23 protein-coding genes are annotated in these 25,202 nt (G+C 75.5%); 14 read left to right on the top strand and 9 right to left on the bottom strand.

The genetic code is table 11. The annotated features are described in order from the left end of the window. Positions 1–3 precede the first annotated feature (3 nt). From BLS43_RS22175 to BLS43_RS22165, 3 genes are all read right to left on the bottom strand, one after another. Positions 4–1,068: a baeRF2 domain-containing protein gene (locus BLS43_RS22175; protein ID WP_093088435.1), complete on the bottom strand. Its 1,065-nt coding sequence runs from the start codon at positions 1,066–1,068 to the stop codon at positions 4–6. A gap of 81 nt (positions 1,069–1,149) precedes the next feature. Then, complete coding sequence (locus BLS43_RS22170) at positions 1,150–2,838, bottom strand: sigma-54-dependent Fis family transcriptional regulator (RefSeq protein WP_176921476.1); 1,689 nt, start codon at positions 2,836–2,838, stop codon at positions 1,150–1,152. Between the two features lie 91 nt (positions 2,839–2,929). Continuing rightward, complete coding sequence (locus BLS43_RS22165; RefSeq protein ID WP_093088429.1) at positions 2,930–4,099, bottom strand: LLM class flavin-dependent oxidoreductase; 1,170 nt, start codon at positions 4,097–4,099, stop codon at positions 2,930–2,932. A 149-nt stretch (positions 4,100–4,248) separates the two neighbouring features. Here BLS43_RS22165 and BLS43_RS22160 point away from each other — a divergent pair, with 149 nt between their 5' ends. Genes BLS43_RS22160 through BLS43_RS22140 form a run of 5 tightly spaced genes read left to right on the top strand, consistent with a single transcriptional unit; the run spans position 4,249 to position 8,630 of the window. Continuing rightward, positions 4,249–4,869, top strand: coding sequence for a hypothetical protein (locus tag BLS43_RS22160; RefSeq protein WP_093088426.1), 621 nt, complete (start codon positions 4,249–4,251; stop codon positions 4,867–4,869). A gap of 55 nt (positions 4,870–4,924) precedes the next feature. Further along, positions 4,925–6,148, top strand: coding sequence for an FAD-dependent oxidoreductase (locus BLS43_RS22155; RefSeq protein WP_093088425.1), 1,224 nt, complete (start codon positions 4,925–4,927; stop codon positions 6,146–6,148). 56 nt (positions 6,149–6,204) lie between these two features. Further along, entirely contained in the window at positions 6,205–7,101 is an 897-nt protein-coding gene (locus BLS43_RS22150; protein WP_093088422.1) for an asparaginase, read from the top strand. Between the two features lie 57 nt (positions 7,102–7,158). Further along, positions 7,159–8,328: a PQQ-dependent sugar dehydrogenase gene (locus tag BLS43_RS22145; RefSeq protein ID WP_245707691.1), complete on the top strand. Its 1,170-nt coding sequence runs from the start codon at positions 7,159–7,161 to the stop codon at positions 8,326–8,328. Then, positions 8,325–8,630 carry a putative quinol monooxygenase gene (locus BLS43_RS22140; RefSeq protein WP_093088420.1) on the top strand — a complete coding sequence of 102 codons (306 nt, stop codon included), beginning with the start codon at positions 8,325–8,327 and terminating at the stop codon, positions 8,628–8,630. Before BLS43_RS22145 ends, BLS43_RS22140 begins: the two co-directional genes overlap by 4 nt. On the opposite strand, the gene BLS43_RS22135 is transcribed toward BLS43_RS22140, so the two are convergent. From BLS43_RS22135 to BLS43_RS22125, 3 genes are read right to left on the bottom strand one after another with little or no spacing between them, the layout of a single operon-like run. Next, on the bottom strand, positions 8,623–9,063 hold the full coding sequence (locus BLS43_RS22135; RefSeq protein WP_093088417.1) for a hypothetical protein: 441 nt from the start codon (positions 9,061–9,063) through the stop codon (positions 8,623–8,625). The two genes, BLS43_RS22140 and BLS43_RS22135, sit on opposite strands and share 8 nt — an antisense overlap. 51 nt (positions 9,064–9,114) lie before the next feature. Beyond that, positions 9,115–10,017 carry a LysR family transcriptional regulator gene (locus BLS43_RS22130; RefSeq protein ID WP_093088415.1) on the bottom strand — a complete coding sequence of 301 codons (903 nt, stop codon included), beginning with the start codon at positions 10,015–10,017 and terminating at the stop codon, positions 9,115–9,117. A gap of 14 nt (positions 10,018–10,031) precedes the next feature. Then, positions 10,032–11,042, bottom strand: a complete 1,011-nt coding sequence (locus tag BLS43_RS22125) for a hypothetical protein (RefSeq protein WP_093088412.1) — start codon at positions 11,040–11,042, stop codon at positions 10,032–10,034. Positions 11,043–11,156: 114 nt separating this feature from the next. Between BLS43_RS22125 and BLS43_RS30170 the strand changes: the two genes are divergently transcribed. Then, a complete protein-coding gene (locus BLS43_RS30170) occupies positions 11,157–12,977 on the top strand; it encodes a hypothetical protein (protein WP_176921475.1) in 1,821 nt (606 codons plus the stop codon). A 41-nt stretch (positions 12,978–13,018) separates the two neighbouring features. Here BLS43_RS30170 and BLS43_RS22115 read toward each other — a convergent pair whose 3' ends face one another. Continuing rightward, on the bottom strand, positions 13,019–13,714 hold the full coding sequence (locus BLS43_RS22115) for a Crp/Fnr family transcriptional regulator (protein WP_093088407.1): 696 nt from the start codon (positions 13,712–13,714) through the stop codon (positions 13,019–13,021). Positions 13,715–13,825: 111 nt separating this feature from the next. Between BLS43_RS22115 and BLS43_RS22110 the strand changes: the two genes are divergently transcribed. Next, complete coding sequence (locus BLS43_RS22110; RefSeq protein WP_093088404.1) at positions 13,826–14,533, top strand: hypothetical protein; 708 nt, start codon at positions 13,826–13,828, stop codon at positions 14,531–14,533. Beyond that, positions 14,530–16,056, top strand: a complete 1,527-nt coding sequence (locus BLS43_RS22105; protein WP_093088401.1) for a hypothetical protein — start codon at positions 14,530–14,532, stop codon at positions 16,054–16,056. Before BLS43_RS22110 ends, BLS43_RS22105 begins: the two co-directional genes overlap by 4 nt. 43 nt (positions 16,057–16,099) lie before the next feature. On the opposite strand, the gene glpK (BLS43_RS22100) is transcribed toward BLS43_RS22105, so the two are convergent. Then, a complete protein-coding gene (gene glpK, locus BLS43_RS22100; RefSeq protein ID WP_308116971.1) occupies positions 16,100–17,569 on the bottom strand; it encodes a glycerol kinase GlpK in 1,470 nt (489 codons plus the stop codon). Between the two features lie 53 nt (positions 17,570–17,622). Next, a complete protein-coding gene (locus BLS43_RS22095) occupies positions 17,623–18,381 on the bottom strand; it encodes an IclR family transcriptional regulator (RefSeq protein WP_093088395.1) in 759 nt (252 codons plus the stop codon). Between the two features lie 164 nt (positions 18,382–18,545). On the opposite strand from BLS43_RS22095, the gene BLS43_RS22090 reads away from it, so the two are divergent. The 6 genes from BLS43_RS22090 to BLS43_RS22065 form a co-directional block, all read left to right on the top strand. Continuing rightward, a complete protein-coding gene (locus BLS43_RS22090) occupies positions 18,546–19,373 on the top strand; it encodes an MIP/aquaporin family protein (protein WP_093088392.1) in 828 nt (275 codons plus the stop codon). Between the two features lie 23 nt (positions 19,374–19,396). Continuing rightward, complete coding sequence (glpK, locus tag BLS43_RS22085; protein ID WP_093088390.1) at positions 19,397–20,914, top strand: glycerol kinase GlpK; 1,518 nt, start codon at positions 19,397–19,399, stop codon at positions 20,912–20,914. 57 nt (positions 20,915–20,971) lie between these two features. Further along, the gene (locus BLS43_RS22080) at positions 20,972–22,681 is read left to right on the top strand and encodes a glycerol-3-phosphate dehydrogenase/oxidase (RefSeq protein WP_093088388.1); all 1,710 of its coding nucleotides are present in this window, start codon (positions 20,972–20,974) and stop codon (positions 22,679–22,681) included. Between the two features lie 59 nt (positions 22,682–22,740). Further along, a complete protein-coding gene (locus BLS43_RS22075; RefSeq protein WP_093088386.1) occupies positions 22,741–23,280 on the top strand; it encodes a DinB family protein in 540 nt (179 codons plus the stop codon). A gap of 55 nt (positions 23,281–23,335) precedes the next feature. Continuing rightward, positions 23,336–24,226: an AAA family ATPase gene (locus BLS43_RS22070; protein WP_093088383.1), complete on the top strand. Its 891-nt coding sequence runs from the start codon at positions 23,336–23,338 to the stop codon at positions 24,224–24,226. Between the two features lie 206 nt (positions 24,227–24,432). Continuing rightward, positions 24,433–25,202 (top strand): vWA domain-containing protein (locus BLS43_RS22065; RefSeq protein WP_245707687.1); only part of this gene is annotated, 770 nt, incomplete at its 3' end.

Genomic DNA, 25,202 nt, shown 5'->3' with positions numbered 1-25,202 from the left:
TTCCTACACGGGGAACCGGAGGATCGCGCCGAGCCCTTCGGGCAGGTCGGGGGTGGGGTCCTCGCGGTCGAAGAGCTGCACGTCCGCGCCCGCCGCGACCGCCGCCCGCAGCACCGCGGACGCGGCGGGCACCGGCCCGACGGTCCGGCTGCCCAGCGAGACCAGCTCGGCCTCGGTCAGGCCGACGGCCCCGGGCTCGGCCCCGACCCACACCGCACGCTCCCCGACGGCCTCGGGGGCGAGGAACAGGACCTCGACGGCGGACGCCCGACACGCCGCCACGACCTCCTCCAGACCGCGCGCCGCGAATCCCTCGTCGCGGCCCACGGCCTGGGCGAAGCGGTCCAGCGCGGCCGCGCGGTCGGCGGCGCGCACGGCATCGGCCACCTCGTCGAGGTCGACGTGCCCGCGCTCGACGTCGACGGCGATCGCCCGGGCCCGCTCGGGCAGGGCATCCCGCACCCGGGAACGCGACGGGCCGTCGCCCGCCACGACGAGGGCCCGCGCGCCGGTCTCCGCGACCCGGGTCGCGGCGGCGTCGGCGACCGCGACGGCGTTGCGCCGCCACGCCTCCTCGACCCGGTCCTGCATCGTCCGGTGCGCGGGGCCGCCGGCGGGCACCTTGTGCACCGGCCGATCCCCGCCGACGGCCTCGGGCTCCTCGCCCGGCGCCCCGACCTCGCCGCCCGCCTCGTCGACCGTCGCGACGACGAGCGGCACCGCCTCGGTCCACTGCCCCACCACCGCAGACAGGTCGGCCACCACACCCCAGGAGGCCGCCTCCGCGGTCGGGCGCCCCCGGGTCCGGAGGTCGACCAGCACCTGCTGCGGGTCGGCGACCAGCACCCGGCCCGCCGGACCGACCGCGGTGGGGGCGTCGGTGACGGCGTCGTCGAGTCTGGTCAGGACGTCGTTCGGCGCCCCCTGGTCGGCCAGCCGGTCGCGCAGCGCGCGCCACCGCAGGCGGTCCTGGTCGTCGGCGTCCTCGGTGTCGTGCGTGGTGTCGAGCACGACCGTCGCGAACGGCCCGTCGGACTCGCACACCGGGCGCAACCGGTCCAGGTGCATGTCGTCCTCTCCTCTCGTCGGCTGGAGTGTCTCGGCTACCCCGAGGAGGCCCGACGACACCTCGACGACACCTCGGCGACGTCACCCGAGGCGGTACGCGCGCAGCTTCGCGTAGAGGGCGGTGCGGGAGATGCCGAGCTCCTTGGCCACGGCGGACTTGTTGCCGCGGTGGTCGGCCAGCGCGCAGGCGATCACCGCCGCCTCGGCGCGCTCCAGCGGGGTCGGCGCCCGGCGGGCCGCGGCGGCCGCGACGTCCGTGGGCAGGTCGGCGACCTGCACGACCCCGCCGCGGGCGCGCCGCCCGGCGTCTCGCACCACCCGGAACAGCTCGCGGAGGTTGCCCGGCCAGGCGTGGCGCCGCAGGCCGGCCAGGGCCTCGACGGCGAGGGTCAGCCCGTCCGCGTCGAGGAGCTCCTGGGCGAGCGCGGCCACGGCGTCCGGGCGGCGGCGCAGCGGCGGCACCGCGACCGTCGCGGCGCCGAGCCGGTCCAGCAGCAGCGCGGCGCCCTCGGCGGGCTCGCCGGTCACGGTCAGCGCGAGGTGCGGGCGCGGCGCCCGGTCCAGCTCCGCCGCCACCGCCCGCGCGGCCGGGAAGTCGAGCAGCTCGACGTGGCAGAGCACGAGCGGGCCGGGCGGCGCGGCCCGCAGGGCGCGGACCCACTCCCCCAACCCGTCTGCGGGCAGGGTCGCGGCGTCGAGGACGGTCGCGCCGGGCCAACGGTCGCGCAGCAGGGTCAGCTTCCCGACGCCGGGCTCGCCGGTCACCGCCACCGGCTCCGCGTCCGCGAGCTGCGCCACCCGCTGCGCGGCGACCCGCCACGGATCCGGTGCCGGGGTGGACGGCGCCGTGGACCGCACCGAGGACCGCGCCCCGGACCGCGACCCGGACGGCGCACCGGACGGCACGGCCCGGGGGCGCCCGGCGGCCGGGTCGACGACGGTCAGCAGCGCCCCGGTGGGCGTCGACCCGTCCCGCAGCACCTCGACGTCCGCGCGCAGCGTGCCCAGCGAGACCTCGCCGCGGTCGGGCAGGTCGCGCACCTCGGCCCAGAGGTCGCGGTGGTCCAGCCCCAGGGCGGCGCCCGCGGCGTCGGTGATCAGCACGTCCTCGCCGACGATCGCGACCGGGCCGGTCCCGCGGCGGCGGGCGTGCAGGAACGCGTCGAGCAGCAGGCGCTCCCGGCGGCTCGCGGACTGCCAGAGCGCGGCGTGGATCTCCTCGACCAGGGTCTCCACGACGACGGTGAGCAGCGGGTTCGTGTGCTCGGCCCGGCAGGTGACGTTGACCGCGCCGACCGTGCGCCGGGTGATCGGGTGGCGGATCGGCGCCGCCACGCAGGTGACGTGGTGGAAGCGCTGCACGAAGTGCTCCGAGCCGCGCACCAGGGCGATCCGGCCGGTCTCCAGCGCCGTGCCGAGCCCGTTGGTGCCGATGAACTCCTCGTCGAAGCAGAACCCCTCGACCACGGACAGGTCGTCGAGTGTGGTCCGCAGCGCGGGCTCGGACACCCAGCGCCAGAGGACGGCGCCGCGCTCGTCGGACAGGGCCAGGCACGAGCCGTCCCCGGTGAGCAGCTCGGCCATCCGGGACAGGATCGGCACCGCGATCCGCGCCAGCCGGGTGTCCGGGTCCGCGTCGGTGAACGGCACGTCGACGTGCTCGGGATCCACGCCGTGCAGCCGCGACCGTCGCCAGGAGGTGAGCACCTCCGGCCGCAGGTCGGTGGGCTCGTCCCCGGACTGGAACCGCTCCCAGGTGCTCACCGTCATGGTCACCTTCCCCGCCGAGACCGCGCCGACAGTGGCCGTCCCCGGCCCGATCATCGGACGGGGACGGCCCGCACGTCCACTCCCCCGAAGGTCAGCCCTTCTCGGCGAGCTCCTTCTCGTAGCGCTTCGTCATGTGGTCGACGGCGTCGAGCTGGGTCTGGGCGTGCGCCTCGCGCGTGGAGGACGCGCGGTCCTTGGCGGCGAGGGTGCCCGCGGCCTGGTCCTGGAACTCCGGGAACACGTGCTGCGCGATCAGCTCGTAAGACCGGCGGGTGGCCGCCGGGCTCGCCCACTCGTGGCCCAGCAACAGCATCGCGCCGAACCCGCCCGACTGGTCCCACAGCTTCTGGACCTGCGCCTTCGCGTCCTCGACGGTGCCGATGGCGCCGATTCCCGCCTCGTTGACGAAATCGATCATCTCGCGCAGGTTCGAGCCGTCGACGGCCATCTGCGGGAACGCCGCGACCTTCTGGAAGTACTGGAACCAGTGCTCGATGCCGTACTCGACCTCCTGGTAGGCCTGCTCCCGGGTCTCGGCGATGTGCATGAGCCCGACCAGGCGCCACTTCGACCGGTCCGGCGTCGGCCCGCCGTAGTGCGCGGCCCGCTCCTCGACGACGTTCCAGTGGTGGGCCAGGGCGTCGAACCCGTCCGCCGACAGGGTGGCGCCGATCGACAGCAGCCCGACCCCGTGCTGCCCGGCCATGCGCGGCCCGGTGGGGCTCGCGACGGCCGCGACGGCGACGTCGAAACACGGGTCGGTGTAGGGCCGCAGCTGCAGTCGGGCGTCGACCAGCTCGTGGGTGCGGGTGGTCTGGGTGACGACCTCGCCGCGCAGCAACCGCATGATGATGTCGAGGTTCACCTCGAGCAGCTCGCGGGTGTCGGTCGGGTTCAGGCCGATCATGGACGAGTCGGTGGGCAGCGAACCCGGGCCGCAGCCGAGCATCGTGCGGCCCCGGGTGAGGTGGTCGAGCAGCACCATCCGGTCCGCCACCCAGAGCGGGTTGTGGTAGGCGATGGACGTGACGCCGGTGCCCAGCTTGATGTTCCGGGTGCGCTCCGCGGCGGCGGCGATGAAGATCTCCGGCGAGGCGATGATCTCGCTGCCCGCGGAGTGGTGCTCGCCGATCCAGGCCTCGTCGTAGCCCAGCTTGTCCAGGTGCTCGACCAGCTCGAGGTCGCGCTGCAGCGCGAGCGTGGGGTTCTGGCCGGGGGCGTGGAACGGGGCGAGGAACGTGCCGAAGCGGAGTCTGGTCATCGTCGACCTCCGAGATCTGTGAACGTGCGCTGGACTGCGCTGGACTGAGCCGTGTGCTCCGGCCCACAGGATGACCCGCGCCACTCACCCGGAGGTGTGCGGAATCCAGACACCTGTGACACCGGGGCGGGCCCGTTCGATGTCCGGGCATGAGGTGGTTGCGGGAGGGCGGCTGGTACCTGGTGCTCGACGTCGTGACGCTCGGGATCGGCTCGCCCATCCCGTTCGCGCACGCCGCGGTACGGCTCAAGCGGCCGCTCGCGTTCGTCTGGCCGGTGCTCTACGCCGCCGCGGTGGTGGCGCTGCTGGTCGCCGTCGAACCGTCCGAGACGCGCACGGACAACACCGTCGGCGGGTTGATCATCGGGTTGATGGTCGTGGCGTTCTGCCACCTGCTGTGGGTGCGGCGCCAGGTGTGGCCCGCGACCCGGGCGCCCGTCGACCCCGCCATGGCCGAGGCGCTGGCCGCGCGGGAGAAGCGCGCGCAGGCGCGGCGGATCGTGGCGGAGGACCCGGCGCTGGCCCGCGAGCTGAAGATCGGCCGTCCGGACCTCGACCCGCCGTTCGACGACGGCGGGCTGGTGGACCTCGGCGGCGCCCCGGCCGGGACCATCGCGCAGGTGTGCGCCATCGACCCCGACCTGGCCGACCAGATCGTGCGCACCCGCGAGGCCCGCCCCTTCGACACCCTGGAGGACGTCTTCACCTGGGCCGACATCCCGTACGCCCAGTGGGAGCGCATCCGCGACCGCGCGGTCGTCGTGCGCTGACCGCTGGCGGCGCGGCCGAGCTGCGGTATCTCGATGGTGGAGATATCGTCGGGGCATGGATCCGGTGCGCGTGGTCGGTGGCGGTCCCGGCGGGATGCTGCTGGCCTACCTGCTCGCCCGCGCCGGGATCCCGGTGACCCTGCTCGAAGGCCACCGGGACTTCGACCGGCGCTTCCGCGGGGACTCGCTGCACCCGTGGACCCTGGAGACCCTCGACGAGCTCGGGCTGGCGGACGACCTGCTGCGGCTGCCCCACTTCCCGGCCCGGTACTTCCGCTTCCACACCCCCGCGGGCACGCTCACCCCCACCGACTACGGCGCGCTGGACAGCCGGTTCCCGTACGTCGCGCTCATGCCGCAGGCCCGGTTCCTGGAGTTCCTCGCCGCGAAGGCCGCCGAGCTGCCGACGTTCGAGCTGCGGCTCGGCGCGCGGGTGACCGGCCTGGTCGTCCGCGACGGGGTCGTCACCGGCGTCGAGGTCGGCAGCGCGGTCGGCGGCGCGGTCGGCGGCGCGGTCGGCGGCGAGGAGCTGCCGGCGAGCCTGGTGGTCGGCGCGGACGGGCGGTTCTCGAAGGTCCGCACCCTCGCCGGGCTGCCCGCGACGTCCCTGGGTGCCCAGACCGACGTCCTGTGGTTCGCCCTGCCGCGTCGCGCCGACGACCCCCCGGAGGCGGACGTCGACCTGTACTTCGGCGCGGACCGGTACGTCGGGCTGCTGGGCGGGCCGGACGAGTGGCAGGTGGGCTACTCGCTGCCCAAGGGCGGCTACGCGGCGGTGCGCGCGGCGGGCGTCGAGCCGATCAAGGAGTTCCTCCGCGAGCACGTCCCCTGGCTCGCCGACCGCGCCGACCTGCTCACCGACATGAACCGGACCACGCTGCTGTCGGTGGACATCGCCCGCGTGGAGCGCTGGTACCGCCCCGGCCTGCTGCTGATCGGCGACGCCGCGCACGTCATCTCCCCGGTCGGCGGCAACGGGATCCTGATGGCCCTGCAGGACGCCGTCGCCGCGGCGAACCGGCTGGTCCCGGCGCTGCGCGCGGGCGGGGTGCACGAGACGGACCTGAGCGCGGTGCAGCAGGACCGGGAGGCCGCGATCCGGGAGGTGCAGGCCGCCCAGGTGCGCACGGAGCGGCGGGTGGCGCGGGCCCGCGACCGGGACCGCACCATCGCCCCGCCGCGGTTCCTGCGGTGGGTCTTCGCGGTCCCCGGGGTCCGCAAGCGCTCCGCGAAGCGCAACGCCTACGGCCCGAACCCGCCCCACCTGTCCCACCCGTGAGTGGCGATGGTCGCTCCGGCGACCATCGCCACTCACGGCGTCCTTAGGGTCGGGGCATGCTGAACGGTGCCGAGCCGCTTGCGACCGTGATCCGGTCGGGCTTCCCCGAGTCCCTCCACCTGGGCCACCTCGCCGTGCTCGGCGGGGCCTCCCGCGGGAACCCCGCCGCGACCTTCCTGCCGCGCTCCTCGCTCAAGCCCGTGCAGGCCGCGGCGATGCTGCGCGCCGGGCTCGACCTCGACGGCGAGCTGCTCGCGCTCGCCGCCGCCTCGCACTCCGGGCTGCCCTTCCACCAGGAGGGTGCGCGGCGCATCCTCGCCGGCGCCGGGCTGGGCCCCGACGACCTGGACAACACCCCCGACGCCCCGCCGGCGGACCCGTGCGCGGAGGCCACCCGCCTCGCCCAGAACTGCTCCGGCAAGCACGCCGCGATGCTCGCGACCTGCGTCGCCGCGGGCTGGGACACCGCGGGCTACCGGGATCCCGGGCATCCGCTGCAGAAGGCGATCCGCCGCCACGTCGAGACCCTGACCGGGGACGACGTCACCCACACCGCCGTCGACGGCTGCGGCGCCCCGCTGTTCTCCTGCACCGTCGGCGGGCTGGCGCGGGCCTTCGCCGCACTGGCCACCGCCGACCCGGACTCACCGGAGGGTCGGGTCGCGGCGGCCGTCCGCGCCCACCCGGAGTGGGTCGGTGGCCCCGGGCGGCCGATCACCCGGTTCCTGCAGGCCGTGCCCGGGCTGGTGGCGAAGGACGGCGCGGAGGGCGTGTTCGCCGCGGCGCTGCCGGACGGGCGGGCGTTCGCCCTGACCGTGCTGGACGGGTCGGCCCGGCCGGTCCCCGCCGTCGTCGCGCACGTGCTGGCGCAGTGGGGCGCCGAGACCGGGGACGTCGGGCACGTCCCCGTGCTGGGGCACGGCGACGAGGTCGGCCTCGTTCGGGCGATCTGACCGTTTCGGGTGGGTCGGGTCCGGCCGCGTCACCCACCCGGGGATAGCGTGGGGCGGGTGCGCTCCCTGACGCGATCCGTCGCAGGCGCGGCCCTGGTGCTGGTGGTCGCGGCCGGCTGCTCGGCCGAACCCCCGTCCCCGCCGCCCGCCCCGCCCACCGCCACCCCGGAGGCGGCGCCCTCCGCACCGGTCACCCCCGGCACCGTGCTGAACCCCGGTGAGCCGCGGGAGCTGGTGACCGGGATGGAGGTGCCGTGGGGCATCGCGTTCCTGCCGGACGGGTCGGCGCTGGTCACCCAGCGGATCCCGGCCACGATCTCCCGCGTCGACCCGGACGGGCGGGTCACCGAGCTGGGCCGGGTCGAGGGCGTCACCCCCACCGGGGAGGGCGGCCTGCTCGGCATCGCCCTGTCCCCGGGCTACGCGACGGACCGCACGGTGTTCGTCATGTTCACGACCTCGGACGACAACCGGGTCGTGAAGATCGTGGCCGACCCGGACGGCACCATCGACGGCTCCCGCGGCAACCAGCAGGAGGTCGTCACCGGGATCACCAAGGGCGGCAACCACGACGGCGGGCGGCTCGCGTTCGGCCCGGACGGCTACCTCTACATCACCGCGGGCGAGGCGGGCCGCGGTGATCCCGCGCAGGACCGGGACGACCTCGGCGGCAAGATCCTGCGGGTCACCGCGGACGGCGCGCCCGCGCCCGGCAACCCGTTCGGCACCCCGGTGTACACGCTCGGGCACCGGAACCCGCAGGGCCTGGCCTGGGACCCGAGCGGTCGGCTGTACGCGGCGGAGTTCGGGCAGAACAACCTCGACGAGATCAACCTGCTGCAGCCCGGCGGCAACTACGGCTGGCCGGAGGTCGAGGGGCAGGAGGGCCGGGACGGCTTCCTGGACCCGGTGGCCCAGCAGCCCGTGCGCAACGCGTCGTGGAGCGGCCTGACCTACGCGGGCGGCTCGCTCTACGTCGGCGCCCTGCGCGGCGAGCGCCTCTTCCGCTACCCCGTCAACGCCGACGGCAGCCTGGGCGAGCCGCAGGTCCTCTTCGAGGACGTCTACGGCCGGATCCGCACCGTGGCGACGACCCCGGACGGCCGCGCGATCTGGTTCACCACCAGCAACCGGGACGGCCGGGGCGACCCACGAGACGGCGACGACCGGATCATCGTCCTCCCCCTGTCCCGAGCGCAGCACCACCCCTTTACGGTCTCCCCATGAAGGTGGGCAGGTACGTACGGATGGTCGCGACGCCGGGGGCGGGTGCCGCCCTGGCCGACGGCCTGCTGGCCGTCGCCGAGGGGATGCGCGCGGCCGCGGGCTGCGAGCTCTACGTCGTGAACCGCACCCCGGACGAGGAGGACGTCGTCTGGGTCACCGAGGTGTGGGCGGACGAGGCGTCGAGCGACGCCGCGCTCAATCAGGACCTCGGCGAGGCGGGCCTCGGGGCCGTCCTCCCCCTGCTGGCGGCGCCGCCGGAGTTCATCGAGCTCACCCCGATCGGCGGGCCCGGGCTCAGCTGAGCCGCCAGACCGGCGCCACGGCGGCCCACTCGCGGTCGAGCGCGCGGCGGCGCCGGGCACGGCGGAGCAGCACCCCGGCGCCCAGCGGCAACCACCCGGCCGCGAGGACCAGCAGGCCCGCCACCAGCCCCGCGTTCGCCGCCGCCGCCTGCCCGCGCGGCGCCACCGGCTCGCCGGTCCCGTCCACCCACAGGTCGAGGGTTCCGCCGAGCCGCGTCCCCGCAGGCGCGTCGATCTGTCCCCGCCGAAGTCCGCCGTCCGGCGCCGTCCAGAACGCCGGCAGGGGGCCCGGGCCGTCGGCCAGCGCCGTCGCGACCGTGTGGGTCGCCCCCGACGCCTCAGCGACGGCCTGGTTGCGCACCACCCCACCGGTCGACAGGGCGCCCAGCGCCACGACGAGCGCCGCCACGACCACCACGACCCGGTTCCCCACGACTCCAGGATCCGATCGGCCGCGGAGGTGCACAATGCGCGATTCGCGACCTCAGCCTTCGGCAGGGACAGAGGCAGCGGCGGCGTCGTGCAGGTGGGCCGCCAGCTCGGCCACCCCCGGGGGCGCCGGACCGGCCCCCCGGCACAGCACGAGCTCCCGCACGGCCCACGGCTCGGCGAGCGCCCGGACCTCCAGCGCCGCCCCGGGCGGCACCGCGCGGCGCGGCACCACCGCGATCCCCACCCCGGCCGCGGCCAGGGCCACGACGGTGCCCAATCCGTCCGCCCGCGTCCGGTAGCGGGGCACCGGGGCGTGCGGCCCGATCCGCCCGCGGATCATCTCCTGCAGCGGGGCGTCGGCCCGCAGCCCGACCATGGGGTGCTCGACGACGTCGGACCAGGTCAGCGCGTCCCGCCCGACCAGCACCCCGCCCGCCGCACCGATCACCACCAGCGGGTCGTCGGCCAGCCGCACCGGGTCCGGGAGCCCCGCCCGCGCGACGTCGGCCAAGACCACCCCCAGGTCCGCCTCGCCCGCGGCCAACCTCCCGACGGACTCGGAGCTGGGCAGCTCGGCCACCTCGACATCGGTACCCGGACGGGCGCGCAGGAACGACACCAGCGCCCGCGGCACCAGGTCGTACAGCGGTGAGGTGCCCGCGACCAGGCGCAGCGGTACGCCCGCGCCGCGCGCGTAGCTCGCCACCGCCCCGTCGAGCCGGGCGGTCTCGCCGAGCACCTGTCGTGCGTGGCGGGCCAGCGCCGTCCCGGCCGGGGTCGGCCGCACCCCGTGTCGCCTCCGCTCCAGCAGCGGCACACCCGCCGAGTCCTCCAGGGCGCGCACCCGCGCGCTGGCCGACGGCAGGCTCAGGTGCACCCGCCGCGCGCCCGCGGTGATCGACCCCTCCGCCGCGACGGCGACGAACAACCGCAGGTCGGTGAGGTCGTAGCGCACCCCCCGGACGGTACCTACCGGGTGCGCTCGACCCGGCAGGTGCCGGACGCCGTCCTCGCCCCCGGCGGCAGGGCCCCACGCTTCTGCGCCCAGCTCGAATCCCCCGCCTGGTCGGCGGCGTAGCTGTCCTGCAGCCACTGCCCCGCCCCCGGGTCCGCCTCGACGACGAAGAGGTCCCGCACGGACCCGATCGGCGAGTCGAAGGTCAGCACGTAGGACGCGAGCCCGGTGTCCGTGCGGACCGGCGCCTTCGCGTAGAAGGGGAGCCCCTCGGTGAACAGCCGCAGCATCAGCCAGTAGGTGTCCCCGGGGGCCGCGGGCTCGATCACCTCGACGTCCACCCGGATGCTCTGCGGGATGCCCGCCGCGCCGTCCGCACCGGTCACCCCGAGGAACCGGACGGTCCCGCCCGGGCCCGGGTCGCAGGCGACGCCGGTGGGGCCGACGGCGAGATCGGCGCTCGGCAGGGCGAGCGGCGACACGGCCTCCGCGGAACCCGCGCCGGACTCCGCGGGGTCGCCCGCGCGCCCGAGGTACAGCCCGAACCCGGTCCCGGCCGCGAAGAGCAGCAGGCCCACGGCGGCGAGCAGCACGGCCCGTCGGCCGCGCCGGGGAGGCGGCGACGGCGCGTCGGCGGGCTCGTCCTCGTCGCCGGGCTCCGGGTCGTCGGCCTGCGGGTCGGGCAGCGCCGCCCACGCCGTACGAGCCTCGGCCCACCGGACCTCGTACGGGTCCGGGTCCACGCCGTGCACCACGAGGAACGCCCGCACCGACGGCCACCGCGGGAGCGCGGTGCGTCCATCGGGTCCACGGCGCGGGCTGAGCATCCGCGAGCAGGTCGCGGAGCTGACCGTCACCAGATCGGCACCCCGTGTCCGCGCGTCCACGATCGCGTCCTCGACGGACCGGAGCCGGGCGAAGGGGCCCTCGGTGTAGACCGTCCGCAGGTCCGTGACGACCGCACGCAGGGCCGCGGGCAGCCCCTCCTGCAACGGGTCGAGTCCCTTCTGCGGCACGGTGGTCACCCCCAGCTCGATCTTGGAGGGGTCGCCGCAATGTTGCCGTTGATTACACATCGCAGGTCAGAGCCTTGCCTTCACGCTCCCGTCACCGATGATCTGTCCATGGGGTTCGCGGGGGTGAGACGGCTGACGCTCCGGGTCGACGCGCCCGCGCGCGCCGTCGTGCAGATCGGCGAGATCGTCCTGCCCGTTCCGGAGGGGACGCCGAGCGCGCCGCCCGCCCGGCCCGGACCGCTGCTCGGCCGCGCCGGGGAGCTGGCCCGGATCGTCCGGGCGGTCGAGCGGGCCGCCCGGGCGGTCGTGGTGACCGGCGGGCCCGGGTCGGGGCGCAGCGCGACCGCCGTCGAGGCCGCCCACCGGCTGGCCCCGCGGTTCCCCGACGGGGTGCTGGCCGAGACGCTCGGCGACCGGCCGGTGTCCGCCGCGGACCTCGCCCGGCGGGTGCTCATCGCGCTCGGCGAGCCGGACCCGGCGCCCGATCCCGTGTCCGATCCCGTCACCGATCCCGTTGCCGTGTGCCGCGCCGCGCTGGCCCGACGCCGGGTCCTCCTCCTGCTCGACGACGCCGCGGACGCCGCCGCCGTCGACCTCCTCCCGCCGGGATCGCGGTCCGCCGTGCTGCTCACCGCCCGTCGCGGGCTGGGCCTGCCCCGGGTCCGGCTCGGCAGGCTCGACCCCACCGCCGCGGCGGCACTGCTCGGCGGCGACGACCCGAGGATCCTCGCCGCCTGCGACGGGGTGCCGCTCGCGCTGCGGATCGCGGCACTGCGCCTCGCGACCGAACCCGTCTCCGCCGTGGCCGAGGGACTGACCCCGGCCCACCGGACCCTCTCCGCGCTGCGGATCGGCGACCGGGGGATGCGGGAGGCGGTGCAGCGGGCGGCGGCCGCGCTCCGCCCCGGGCCGCGGGCGGTGCTGCGCGGGCTCGGGGCGTTCCCGCTCGCGGACGTGACCGCCGAGACCGCGGCCGCGCTGACCGGGATCTCCCGGGCCGAGGCCGAGTCGGCGCTCGCCGCGCTCGCCGACGCCGATCTGCTGCGCAGCCGGGCGTGGGGCCGGTACGAGCTCCCGGTCCTGGTCCGCCGCTTCGCCGAGGAGGACGCGCGCGACCGCGGCGGCCCGCGCGAGACCGCCGCCGCCGGGGACCGGATCGCCCGGGTCTACGCCACGGCGCTGGAGCGCGCGGACCCGGGCTGGTGGGCGGCGGAGTGGCCGAACCTCGTGCCGCTCGCCCGGCACCTCGACGGCCGGGACCGGCACCGCCTCGACCACCTCGCGGACGTCTCCGCCGACCGGCGGCGCAGCCGGGCCCCCTGGGCGGCCTGGTCGGAGATCCAGCGGGCGGCGCTGCGCCACGCCGAGGCCGAGGGGCCGCCGCACCGGCGGGCGGCGCTGCAGGTCAGGCTCGCGCACGCGCTGCGCGAGCGCGGCGATCCCGGCGCCGCGCTCGCGATGCTGGCGGGTGCCGAGGAGCGGTTCGCCGACGCGGGCGACCCGGCGGCCGCGGCCGACGCGGCCCGCGCCACCGCGGACGTGCACCGGGACCGGGGCGAGCGGGCGCTCGCCGCGACCGGCTACCGGAGGGTGCTGGGCGCGCTCGCCGCCCACACGGGCGCCGACGCCCTCCGTACGACCGCGTGGGCGCTGTCCGGGCTCGGCGAGCTGGCCGCGGCGGAGGGCGACGCCACGCGGGCCACCCGGCTGCGGCGGGCGGCGCTGGACCGCTTCCGCGCACTCGACGACGCGGCCGGGCTCGCCGCCGTCGGCTACCAGGCCTCCAGCTCCAGGGTGGTCGGCAGCGCGGCGCCGTCGTGGCCGAGCAGGGCGAGTACGTCGTCCGGCTCGGGCTCGAACGGATCGGGGTCGGGCTGGTCGGAGCTCACGGGGGCACCCTCCGGGGTCGCGAGGCACCATCGTCCACCGAATCCGGTCCGCTGATGTGGCACCGGTGCGAGAAGGCGGGGGTGGGCTGCGTGGGCTCAGGCGGCGCCGTCGACCCGGACGGCGAGGGCGACCGGATCGAGCACCCGCAGCCGGCGCGGGCGCGAGCGGTAGCCGGTGTCGACGAGCCCGGCCTCCTGCAGGCGGGCGAGCTCCAGCCCCACGATGCGGGTGCCCGCCCCGACCAGGTCCGCGATGCGGCCCTGCGACAGGGGCACCTCGATGACCACGTCGTCCCCCTGGCCCGGCGTGCCGAACTCGTCCGCGTGGTCCAGCAGCACCCGCCCGATCCGGGTGCCGATCCGACCCTGGGCGTAGCGGACCCGCCGGTCGGTGACCGCCCGCATCTTCGCGACGACGGCGGCGCTGAGCGCCTGCCCGGCCCGCGGGTCGGCGGCGAGGAAGCGGTCCAGCACCGGACGCGGCAGGACCCGACAGCGGGTGGCCGCGACCGCGCGGACCATGGCCGAGCGCGGCCTGCGGTCGAGGTACCCGAACTCGCCGAGCAGCGAGCCCGGCCCGCGGAAGGCCAGGAACACCTCGTCCCCGGCCGGGTCGGCGACGCTCACCGCGGCCAGCCCGGCCTCCAGGACCAGCATGGACTCCGACGCCGAGCCCTCGAACAGCAGCGTCTCACCGCTCGCGAAATCGGCCTGGTGCCCGAGTCCGCACAACGCGTCCCAGAGCTCGGCGTCGAGCAGCGCGCTGCTCGGGAGAGCCTCGTGGACCGACACCCGTCACCCCCACGGTCGTCGCGCGGATCGTTCGTCCGCGCACGCAACCTACCGGCCGCCGCCGTCGGGCTCGTAGGCTCCCCGCGGGCGGTTCGGAGTTCGGGGGTGCGGATGGTCGGTCGCCGGGGGGACGGGGACACCCGGGTCTGTGTGGCCGTGGACCTGGAGGGCTACGGCAGGCGGACCGACGCGGGCCAGGAACGCGCCCAGGACGCCCTGGTCACCCTGCTCGACGCCGTGTGGTCGGGCCGGGAGGTCGCCCGCCAGCCCAACGGCGACGGCGAGGTGGCGCTGCTCGGCCCCCGGGTGGGGGCCGAGGCGGTCCCCGAGGTGCTGGCCGCCCTGGCCGCGGGGCTGCGCGCGGCGAACGTGGCGGCGCCCGCCGCCGACCGGATGCGGCTGCGGGTGGCCGCGCACCTCGGCCGGGCCCGACCGGCCCGCAACGGGTTCGCGGGCAGCGGCGTGGTCCGCACCTGCCGCGTCCTGGGGGCGCGCGTGCTGCGCGAGCAGTTGCAGCTGCGCCCCGGCGCCGACCTGGTCAGCGCCCTGTCCGAGCCGGTCTTCGCCGTCGCGGCCGCCGACCTGCCGGTCACCGAGTACCGACGGGTGCTGGTCAGCGAGCCGGTGAAGGCCTTCCGCGGCTGGGTGTGGCTGCACGTCGGCGCGCCGCTGCCCGCCGCGGGGGTCCCGGAGCCCGCCGCGCCGCCCGCGGAGTCGGGGATGCGGATCGAGATCGCGGACGGCGGGCTGGTCGGCAGCATCGTCCAGACCCGGGAGCTGCACGGCGGCCTGACGCTGCGCCGAGACGGTGCGCGATGACCGACCTGGAGCTGCGGATCACCTCCCCCGTCGACACGGTGGTGCAGGTCGGGCGGATCGTCGTGGCGCCGCGGCCGGGCACGGTGGCGGGGGTGCCCGCGGACGTGCCCGGGCACGAGGCCGAGGTCGTCGCCGTGGTCGAGCTGGTGCGTGCGGGGGCGTCGGTGGTCGTGGTCCACGGGGCGCCCGGCTCCGGCGCGACCGCGGTCGCCCTGGCGGCGGCCACCCGGCTCGAGGCGGACTTCCCGGGCGGGGCTCGCTTCGCGCCGGACCCCGCGCGCGCCGAACCCGCGGAGCCGACCGGGCGCCCGACCCTCCTGGTGCTCGACGACGTGACCGGCGCCGACCAGGTCCGCGCCGTGCTGCCGCGCGCCGGGTCGGCGGTGATCGCGGTGAGCCCGGCCCCGCTCCCGGCCCTCGGGCTCGAGGGCGGGGCGCAGGTCGCGGTGCGGGCCACGGCGATCACCGGGCCGCACGCCCTGCACACCCTGCGCTCCCTGCGCTCCCTGTCGGAGGCCGAGCGCACGGTGCTCGCCGCCGCGGTGCGGCTGGTCCGCGCGGGCGCCGCGACGGTCGACGCCGAGTCCTGCGGCGCGCTGGTCGGCGCGGACGTGACCGCGCCCCTGCGGGCGCTGCGGGCCCGCGGCCTGCTCAGCCCGCGCCCGGGCCCGGACGGCCTGACCTGCGCGGTCCCCCGCGCCGTCCGCACCGCCTTCGACGCCGCGTTCGGGGCCGCCTACCGGACCGCGTTCGGCGCCGGGCCCGAGACCGGACCCGCGAGTCCCTCACAGGCGACCCGCGAGCCGGACACCGTCGACACGGCGGCGCCCGCCCTGCCCGCGCCCGCCCCGCCCACGCCCGCGCCGCCCGACCCGGACCTGCTCGACGCCGTCCTCACCCGCGTCGAGGCCCGCCTGCACGCCCCGGACGCGGCTCCGGACCCCGTCACCGCGGCCCTCGCCGTGCTCGCCGTGGCCGAGGCGAGCGGCGATCGCGCCGCGCTGGGCCGCGCGGCCCTCGCCCTCGCCGACGCCTTGGCCGCGGGCCCGGAGCAGGACCGCGCCCGGCGGGCCTACGACGCGGTCGTGACCACCGCCACCGACGACGACCTCCAGGCCGCCGCGCTGCGCGGCCGCGGGCTCCTCGCCGCCCGCCGCGGCCGCACTGCCGCGGCGCTCGTGGACCTGCGCGCCGCCGTCGCGCTGCAGCAGACCGCGGGGGCGGTCACCGCCGCCGCGACCTGGGTCGCCATCGGCGAGACCGAGCGGGCCGCGGGCCACCCCTGCCCCGCGGTGTCGGCCTTCCGCGCGGCGCTGGCGACCCTGGCCGAGCACGGCGACCGCCTCGCGGACACCTGGACCGCCCTGGCCCGCGGACGGGTGCAGACCGGCCCGCTCCCGGCGCTGCGGCTCCCCGACGGCCTCGCGGGCCGGGCCGTCCGCGCCCTCGCCGAGCTGGACCCGACCGCCCCGGCGGCCGCCCTGGTCGTCGCGCTCAGCGCCTCCGGCGCCCGTGCGTGGTAAGTGGTGCCAGAGCACCACTTGCCACGCACGAGCGGCGGAGCCGCTAGACGACCCAGTCGTAGCTGCGGTCGACGGCGCGGCCCCAGTTGGCGCGCTCGCGGTCGCGGACCTCGGCGGGCATGTCAGGGCGCCACAGGGCCGCGCGGTGCCAGTTGGCGCGCAGCACCTCCAGGTCCGACCAGTGCCCCACGGCGAGGCCCGCGACGTAGGCGGCGCCGAGGGAGACCGCCTCGGAGCCCAGCGGGCGCTCGACGGGGACGTCCAGCACGTCGGCGACGTACTGCATGAGGAGGTGGTCGGCCGTCATGCCGCCGTCGACCTTGAGCCGGGTGACGGGGATGCCGGACTCGGCGTTCATCGCCTCGACCACCTCCCGGGTCTGCCACGCCGTGGCCTCCAGCACCGCGCGGGCGAGGTGCCCGCGGGTGATGTAGCCGGTCAGGCCCACGATCACGCCGCGGGCGGTGGCCTGCCAGTGCGGGGCGTAGAGCCCGGAGAACGCGGGGACGACGTAGCAGCCGCCGTTGTCCGGGACGGTCATCGCGAGGGTCTCGATCTGGGCCGCGGTGCCGATCATGCCCAGCGAGTCCCGGAACCACTGCACGAGCGAGCCGGTGACCGCGATGGAGCCTTCGAGGGCGTAGACCGGCTCGTCTCCGATCAGGTAGCCGACGGTGGGGATGAGCCCCTGCGCGGAGCCCGCGATCCGGGGCCCGGTGTTCTTGAGCAGGAACGCCCCCGTGCCGTAGGTGCACTTGACCTCGCCCGGCGCGAAGCACGTCTGCCCCACGAGCGCGGCCTGCTGGTCCCCGAGCGCCCCGGCCACCGGGACGCCGGGCAGCACCTCGGTGCACACGCCGTAGACCTCGGCGTTGGACCGGATCTCCGGGAGCATCCGCTCCGGCACGTCGAGGGCTTCGAGGAGCTTCGGCGACCATTCCAGCGTGCGCAGGTCCATCATCATCGTGCGGCTGGCGTTGCTGACGTCCGTGACGTGCACCCCACCCGTGAGGCGCCAGATCAGCCAGGACTCCATGGTCCCGAACAGCACGTCCCCCGCCTCGGCGCCCTCGCGCGCGCCCGGCACGTGGTCGAGCAGCCACCGCAGCCGCGGCCCCGCGAAGTAGGTGGCGGGGGTGAACCCGCTGGTGCGCGAGTAGAGGTCGGTCAGGCCCGCCTCGACCAGCTCCGCGACGATCGGGCCGGTGCGGGTGTCCTGCCAGGTGATCGCCCGCGCGAGAGGGACGCCGGTGTGCCGGTTCCAGATCACGGTCGTCTCGCGCTGGTTGGCGATGCCGAGGGCGGCGATGTTCTCCGGGCCGAGCCCGGCGCGCTTGAGCGCCTCCGGGACGACCCGGGCCACGTTGCGCCAGATCTCCTCGGCGTCGTGCTCCACGCGGCCCGGCTCCGGGTAGTGCTGGCGGTGCTCGCGCTGGGCCACCGCGAGCATCCGCCCGGTGCGGGAGAACAGCAGGCACCGCGTGGAGGTGGTGCCCTGGTCGATGGCCGCCACGACCTGTGAGTGGCGATAGTCGCCAGAGCGACCATCGCCGCTCACGGGTGTGGTCATCGGCTCACCAGCAGGGCGGAGATCTCGCGGCCCGCGGCGCGCAGCAGGTCGGCCTGGGCGGGGCGGGGTTCGCCGCCGCCCCCGAACAGCTGCTCGACGGGTGCCGCGATGCCCAGCGCCGCGACCGTCAGGCCGCCGCCGGACCGCAGGGGGACGGCGGCGCCACCCGCGCCGCTCTCGAACTCGCCGACGTCCGTGGCCATCCCCCGGGTCCGCGCGGCGGCGAGGTGGGCCTCGAGCATCGCCACCGTCGACGCCGTGCGGCCGGTGTAGCGGCGCAGCTCCAGGTCCCGCGGCGCGGGCGTCGACACGGGGGCGAAGGCGAGCAGGCACTTGCCCCACGCCGTGGCGTGCAGCGGGTGGTCGGTGTTGGTGCGCAGGGTCTGCGGCGTGCCGTCGGGGCGGAAGACGTGGTGCACGATGCCGGCCGCCGCACCCTCGGGCACCGCGAGGTAGACCGCGCAGCCGGTGCCGCCCGCGAGCACGTCCGCCCAGTTCATGGCGCGGGCGCGCAGGTCGTGGCGGTCCCAGCCGCTGGCCAGGGTGCGCAGCCCGCCGCCGAGGCGGTAGAGCGCGCTGGCGTGGTCCTGCTCGACGAGGCCCTCGGACCGCAGCGTCGCGACGATCCCGTGCACGGTCGGGCGCGGCAGGTCCAGGGCGGCGGCCAGCTCGGCGAGCGCGAGCGGGCGCCCGGCGCCGCCCAGCAGCCGCAGCACCGCGGCCGCGCGTTCGATCGACTGGATGGGTCCCGGCACCCCGTCAGGCTACTGTGATCCACTCGACACGAGGTGTTCGACATTGTCGAACGGCGGACGTGGACGCGCTCACCACCCGTTCCTACGTTCTCTGTGTCCGACCCCCGCCGTGCCGGGTCCCCGCACGGCGGGGGTCGTCACGACCGGAAGAAAGGGAGAGTTCGATGCGGAACTCCTATCTCGGCGAGCTGAGCGCCGAGTTCGCCGGCACGATGATCCTCATCCTGTTCGGTACCGGCGTCGTGGCCCAGGTGGTCACCGCGTCGAGCGACAGTCCCCTCGGCGACCACGACTCGATCGCGTGGGCCTGGGGCATCGGCGTGACGCTCGGCGTCTACGTCGCGGGTCGGATCTCCGGCGCGCACCTCAACCCCGCCGTGACCGTCGCGCTGGCCGCCTACCAGGGCTTCCCCTGGCGCAAGGTGGTGCCCTACGCGCTGGCCCAGACCGCGGGCGCGTTCGTCGCGGCGCTGATCGTGCGCGCCACCTACTCCGACCTGATCGCCAAGGTCGACCCGAACCACACCATCGCCACCCAGGGCATCTTCTCCACGCTGCCGGGCAACGGCGGGGAGGGCGTCTCCATCCCGACCGCCTTCCTGGACCAGGTCGTGGGCACCGCCATCCTGGTGTTCGTGATCTTCGCGCTGACCAATGCGCGCAACAACCCGCCGCTGGCGAACCTGGCGCCGGTCTGCGTCGGCCTGCTGGTCGTCGCGATCGGCATGGCGTGGGGCGCCAACGCCGGCTACGCGATCAACCCGGCCCGTGACTTCGGTCCCCGCCTGGCCAGCTTCATCACCGGCTACAGCACCGCCTGGTCGGACCAGAACGGCACCCTGTACTTCTGGTTGCCGATCGTCGCACCGATCATCGGCGCCCTCGTCGGCGGCGCCTTCTTCAAGATCCTCATCGAGCGCTACCTGACCCAGGAGGAGGAGTTCGCGCCGCAGCCCGTCGGCCGCGAGCCCGCCCCCGAGAAGCAGTCCTGACCCCTCACCGGAGAGGATCCTCCATGCCTGAGTACGTCGGCGCCGTCGACCAGGGGACCACGAGCACGCGGTTCATGATCTTCGACCACGGTGGCAACGAGGTGGGCCGCCACCAGCTCGAGCACGAGCAGATCCTGCCCGAGGCGGGCTGGGTCGAGCACAACCCGGTGGAGATCTGGGAGCGCACCTCCTCGGTCATCCAGACGGGGCTGAACAAGACCGGCCTGTCCGCGTCGGACCTCGCGGCGCTGGGCATCACCAACCAACGCGAGACGGCCGTGGTGTGGGACCGCAACACCGGGCGGCCCTACTACAACGCGATCGTCTGGCAGGACACCCGCACCGACCGCATCGCGTCCAAGCTCGAGCGGGACGGCCACGGCGACACCATCCGCCGCAAGGCGGGCCTGCCGCCCGCCACCTACTTCTCCGGCGGCAAGATCCAGTGGATCCTGGAGAACGTCGACGGGGTGCGCGCGGCCGCCGAGCGCGGAGACGCGATCTTCGGCAACACCGACAGCTGGCTCGTCTGGAACCTCACCGGCGGCCCGAACGGCGGCGTCCACGTCACCGACGTGACCAACGCCAGCCGCACGATGCTGATGGACCTCGAGACCCTCGACTGGGACGACGAGCTGCTGGCCCTGTTCGACATCCCGCGCGCCATGCTGCCGGAGATCCGGTCCTCCAGCTCGCCCACGCCGTACGGGACGACCCTGGCGAACGGTCCGCTCGGCGGCGAGGTGCCGATCACCGGCATCCTCGGCGACCAGCAGGCCGCCATGGTCGGGCAGGTGTGCCTGGCGCCGGGCGAGGCCAAGAACACCTACGGCACCGGCAACTTCATGCTGCTCAACACCGGTACCGAGCTGGTGCGCTCGGAGGCCGGGCTGCTCACCACGGTCTGCTACCGCTTCGGGGACGAGCCCGCGGTCTACGCCCTGGAGGGCTCGATCGCCGTCACCGGGTCGGCGGTGCAGTGGCTGCGCGACCAGCTGGGGATCATCTCCGGCGCCTCGCAGAGCGAGCAGCTGGCCCGCCAGGTCGAGGACAACGGCGGGGTGTACTTCGTGCCCGCGTTCTCCGGCCTGTTCGCGCCGTACTGGCGCTCCGACGCGCGCGGGGCGATCGTCGGCCTGTCGCGCTACAACACCAACGCGCACCTGGCCCGGGCCACTCTGGAGGCGATCTGCTACCAGAGCCGGGACGTCGCGGACGCCATGGAGAAGGACTCCGGGGTGCACCTGGAGGTGCTCAAGGTCGACGGCGGCGTGACCGCCAACGAGCTGTGCATGCAGATCCAGGCGGACGTGCTCGGCGTGCAGGTCTCGCGGCCGGTCGTGGCCGAGACCACCGCGCTGGGTGCGGCGTACGCCGCGGGCCTGGCCGTCGGGTTCTGGAAGGACACCGACGAGCTGCGCGCCAACTGGAACGAGTCCAAGCACTGGGACCCGGCCTGGACCGAGGAACAGCGCCAGACCGGGTACTCGCAGTGGAAGAAGGCGGTCCAGCGGACGTTGGACTGGGTGGACGTGGACTAGCTGCGGAGTGGCCCGACCGGCTCACCCGTCCACCGGCTGTCGAAAGGAAGAAGTGTCATGAGATCCGTCGCGCTCTCCCCGGAGGCCCGTACTCAGGCGTTGCGGGACATGGCGGCAGGCGAGCTCGACGTTCTCGTCGTCGGGGGCGGTGTCGTGGGCGCGGGCAGCGCCCTCGACGCCGCCACCCGCGGCCTGCGCGTCGGACTCGTCGAGGCCCGGGACTTCGCGTCCGGGACGTCGTCGCGCAGCAGCAAACTGATCCACGGCGGCCTGCGCTACCTGGAGATGCTGGACTTCCGCCTGGTGGCGGAGGCCCTGCAGGAGCGGGGGCTGCTGATCCAGAAGATCGCGCCGCACCTGATCCGCCCGGTGCCGTTCGTCTACCCGCTCAAGCACCACGTGTGGGAGCGGGCGTACGCGGGCGCAGGCGTCGCGCTCTACGACACCCTCGGGCTGCTCTCCGGGCAGTCCCGCGGGGTGCCCCACCACCGGCACCTCACCCGGCGGGGCGCCCGCCGGATCGTGCCGTCGCTGCGCAAGGACGCCCTGACCGGCGCCCTGCAGTACTACGACGCGCAGGTCGACGACGCCCGCCACACCATGTTCGTCGCCCGCACCGCGGCGGCGTACGGCGCGCACGTCGCGACCCGCGCCCGCGTCGTCGGGCTGCTGAAGGAGTCCGGCCGGGTGATCGGCGCCGAGGTCCACGACCTCGAGTCCGGCACCACGATCAAGGTCCGGGCCAAGCAGGTCATCAACGCGACGGGCGTCTGGACCGACGAGACGCAGGGGCTGGCCGGTGAGCGCGGACGCTTCCACGTCCGGGCGTCGAAGGGCATCCACCTGGTCGTGCCGCGGGACCGCATCCGCTCGGACTCCGGGCTGATCCTGCGCACCGAGAAGTCCGTGCTGTTCGTCATCCCGTGGGGGCGACACTGGATCATCGGGACCACGGACACCGACTGGGACCTCGACAAGGCCCACCCGGCGGCGTCCAAGGCGGACATCGACTACCTGCTCGAGCACGTCAACGCGGTGCTGGAGCAGCCGCTGACCCCCGAGGACGTCGAGGGCGTCTACGCGGGCCTGCGGCCGCTGCTGGCCGGGGAGTCGGAGTCGACGTCGAAGCTGTCCCGCGAGCACGCGGTGGCCATCCCGGTGCCGGGGCTGGTCGTGGTCGCGGGCGGCAAGTACACGACCTACCGGGTCATGGCGAAGGACGCCGTCGACGCGGCCGTGCACGGCCTGGACGCCAAGGTGCCGGAGTCGGTGACCAAGGACGTGCCGCTGCTCGGGGCCGAGGGCTGGGAGGCGCTGAAGAACTCCGTCGGGGTGCTGGCCGCCCAGTCCGGGCTGCACCCGGCCCGGATCGACGGGCTGATCCACCGCTACGGCTCCCTGGTGACCGAGGTGCTGGACCTGGTGGCGCAGGACAAGCTGCTCGGCGAGCCCCTCGAGGGCGCACCGGACCACCTGCGGGCCGAGATCGTCTACGCGGCCTCGCACGAGGGCGCCCGCCACCTCGACGACGTCCTCACCCGCCGCACCCGCACCAGCATCGAGACCTTCGACCGGGGGCTCGGCGCCGCGCAGGAGGCCGCGGACCTGATGGCGCCGGTGCTCGGCTGGACCGACGAGCAGAAGGCCAAGGAGGTCGAGCACTACCGGGGCCGGGTCGCGGCGGAGCGCGAGAGCCAGACGATGCCGGACGACGCCACCGCCGACTCCGCCCGCATGGGCGCCCCGGACGTCGTCCCCGTCGCCTGAGGCATTGTGGAGCCACAACCGTCGTTTCGGGGCCCCGATCCGACAGTCGTGGCTCCATAATGCGTGCCGTGACCACTACCACACTGACCGGCGAGCGGGCCGATCTGCTCCAGTCCCTGCGGCGGCACCGGGGGTTCCTGCGCCAGACCGCGAACGGCCTGTCGGACGAGCAGGCCCGCACCCGCAGCACCGTGAGCGCGCTGACGATCGCCTCGCTGCTCAAGCACGTCGCGGACACCGAGGAGCAGTGGATCGCCTTCGCCACCGGGGCGCCCGGGGCGATGGGCGGGGCGGACGGCGGGGACTGGGACGGCGAGTGGGACCCGAACGCCCCGGACCCCCGCTTCGTGCTGTCCGAGGCGGACACGCTCGCCGCGCTGCTCGCCCGCTACGACGAGGTCGCGGCGGCCACGGACGCCGTCGTCGAGACCGCGGACCTCGACCACGCGACCCCGCTGCCCTCGGCGCCCTGGTTCGAGCCGGGTGCGGCGTGGACCCTGCGCCGCACGCTGCTGCACGTGATCGCCGAGACCAGCCAGCACGCCGGACACGCCGACATCATCCGCGAGGCCATCGACGGCGCGAAGACGATGGGTTGACGGATGGGCTGACGGATGGGTTGACGAACGCTCGACCGGAAGGTCGGATGGTGATGTGAGTGCATCAACGGAGGCACGGGCGGCGATCGCCGAGGCGGTGGTCGGCCGCGAGCGCGAGCTGACGCTGGTGTTGGCGGCCGTGGCCGCCGGCCGGGACGTGTTGTTGGAGGGCCCGCCCGGCACCTCGAAGTCCACGATGCTGCGCGCCATCACCGAGCACTGGGGTGTGCCGTTCGTGCTGGTGGAGGGCAACGCCGAGCTCACCCCGGCCCGCCTGGTCGGGCACCACAACCCGGCCCGGGTCCTGGCCGAGGACTACTCCGCGGAGAACTTCGTGCCCGGCCCGCTCGTCGAGGCGATGCGCACCGGCGGGTTCCTCTACATCGAGGAGCTCAACCGGGCGCCGGAGGACACGCTCAACGTGCTGCTGGGCGCGTTGGCCGAGCGCGCGGTGACCGTGCCGCGGGTCGGGACCCTGCGGGCGGAGTCGACGTTCCGGGTGCTGGCCTCGATGAACCCGTTCGACAACGTCGGCACCGCCCGGATCTCCGACTCCGTCTACGACCGCTGGAACCGCCTCGCCGTCGGCTACCAGAGCGCCGCGGAGGAGACCGACATCGTCGCCCGGCGCACCGGCAGCACGGACGCCACGCTCAACGCCGACGGCGTGGCCCTCACCCGGGCCACGCGCACCCACCCCGAGCTGCGCCGCGGCTCGTCGGTGCGCGGGGCGATCGACCTCGTGGCCATCGCCCTGGAGCTGGCGAAGATCACCCCGGACGCCGACCACACCCAGGTCGTGCTCGACGCCGCGCTGCTCGCCCTCTCCGCCCGCGTGGGGGTCGACGAGGCCTCCGACGCCACCCCCGAACAGGTCATCACCGAGATCTGGGAGAACCATTTTTTCTCCGCCCCCGGCGGGCAGCGCCGGGTCCGCACCGCCTGACCGTCCCGAACGCCGTCGCGCTGCCCACCGCCGACACCGGTGAGCGACGGACCCTGCAACCCCTGCGCCGCAAGCCCAAGAAGCTCGACGCCGCACCCGACCTGTTCGCCAAGGGCAAGGGCACCCCGGTCGTCGCCGAGCTGAACCCCGACCGCGGCGGCCCCGACACCGACACTGACACCGACCTGCCCGCGGGCGGGCAGGGCGTGCTGGTCACCACGCAGCAGGCCACGCAGAAGGAACTCTCCGAGCTGCTCGAGGAGACCGCCCCCGATCCGACGGTCGTCTCGATGGCCCAGGCCATCGCCCGGCGGCTGGCGGTGCGCCGCCGCCCGCGAGACGCCCGCTCCGAACGCGGCACCGGCGCCCTGGCCTCGGTGCCCTACGCCTACCGCAGCGACGACATCGACCTGGACAAGACCATCGAGATGCTCGCCGAGCACCCGGTGGGTGGGTGGGGAGACGACGGCACGAGCGACGTGATCGTGCGGGAGCGGATGAGCTCCCGACGCGCAGCAGTGCTGATCGTGGACGTGTCCGGCTCCATGCGCGGGGAGAAGGTCCGCATCGCCGCCGCCACCGTCGCCGCCCTGTCCGCCGACCTGTCCGGTGCCGGGGACCAGCTCGCGCTCGTCGCCTTCTGGTCCGACGCCGCCGTCGTCAAGACCCTCACCGAGCCCGCCACCCCCACCGCCCTGCTGGACACGCTGCTGCGGATCCCCGCCCGCGGGCTGACCAACGTCGGGTTCGGGCTGTCCGTCGCCCACGCCGAGCTCGCCCGCTCCGCCGCCCGCAGACGCACCGCGATCCTGCTCACCGACGCCGTGCACAACGCCGGCCCCGACCCCCGCGACCTGGCCCGCCGCTTCCCCGAACTGCACGTCCTCCTCGAGACCGACGGCGAACACGACCTCCCCCTCGGCCGCGACCTCGCCCGCCTCGGCCACGGCACCCTGACCCCGGTACACACCCACCG

The sequence above is a fragment of the Pseudonocardia oroxyli genome, assembly GCF_900102195.1.
GTDB classification, from domain to species: Bacteria; Actinomycetota; Actinomycetes; order Mycobacteriales; family Pseudonocardiaceae; genus Pseudonocardia; species Pseudonocardia oroxyli.
Note: the sequence above shows the minus strand (reverse complement) of the source record. Positions and strands in the feature narration are given on the sequence as shown.

Bases quoted from the DNA above. Each gene is read 5' to 3' on its own strand.
- glpK (WP_093088390.1), top strand. From the start codon at position 19,397: ATGCCTGAGTACGTCGGCGCCGTCGACCAGGGGACCACGAGCACGCGG.
- BLS43_RS22080 (WP_093088388.1), top strand. From the start codon at position 20,972: ATGAGATCCGTCGCGCTCTCCCCGGAGGCCCGTACTCAGGCGTTGCGG.
- BLS43_RS22175 (WP_093088435.1), bottom strand. From the start codon at position 1,068: ATGCACCTGGACCGGTTGCGCCCGGTGTGCGAGTCCGACGGGCCGTTC.
- BLS43_RS22170 (WP_176921476.1), bottom strand. From the start codon at position 2,838: ATGACGGTGAGCACCTGGGAGCGGTTCCAGTCCGGGGACGAGCCCACC.
- BLS43_RS22090 (WP_093088392.1), top strand. From the start codon at position 18,546: ATGCGGAACTCCTATCTCGGCGAGCTGAGCGCCGAGTTCGCCGGCACG.
- BLS43_RS22075 (WP_093088386.1), top strand. From the start codon at position 22,741: ATGCGTGCCGTGACCACTACCACACTGACCGGCGAGCGGGCCGATCTG.
- BLS43_RS22160 (WP_093088426.1), top strand. From the start codon at position 4,249: ATGAGGTGGTTGCGGGAGGGCGGCTGGTACCTGGTGCTCGACGTCGTG.
- BLS43_RS22105 (WP_093088401.1), top strand. From the start codon at position 14,530: ATGACCGACCTGGAGCTGCGGATCACCTCCCCCGTCGACACGGTGGTG.
- BLS43_RS22140 (WP_093088420.1), top strand. From the start codon at position 8,325: ATGAAGGTGGGCAGGTACGTACGGATGGTCGCGACGCCGGGGGCGGGT.
- BLS43_RS22155 (WP_093088425.1), top strand. From the start codon at position 4,925: ATGGATCCGGTGCGCGTGGTCGGTGGCGGTCCCGGCGGGATGCTGCTG.
- BLS43_RS22165 (WP_093088429.1), bottom strand. From the start codon at position 4,099: ATGACCAGACTCCGCTTCGGCACGTTCCTCGCCCCGTTCCACGCCCCC.
- BLS43_RS22150 (WP_093088422.1), top strand. From the start codon at position 6,205: ATGCTGAACGGTGCCGAGCCGCTTGCGACCGTGATCCGGTCGGGCTTC.
- BLS43_RS22110 (WP_093088404.1), top strand. From the start codon at position 13,826: ATGGTCGGTCGCCGGGGGGACGGGGACACCCGGGTCTGTGTGGCCGTG.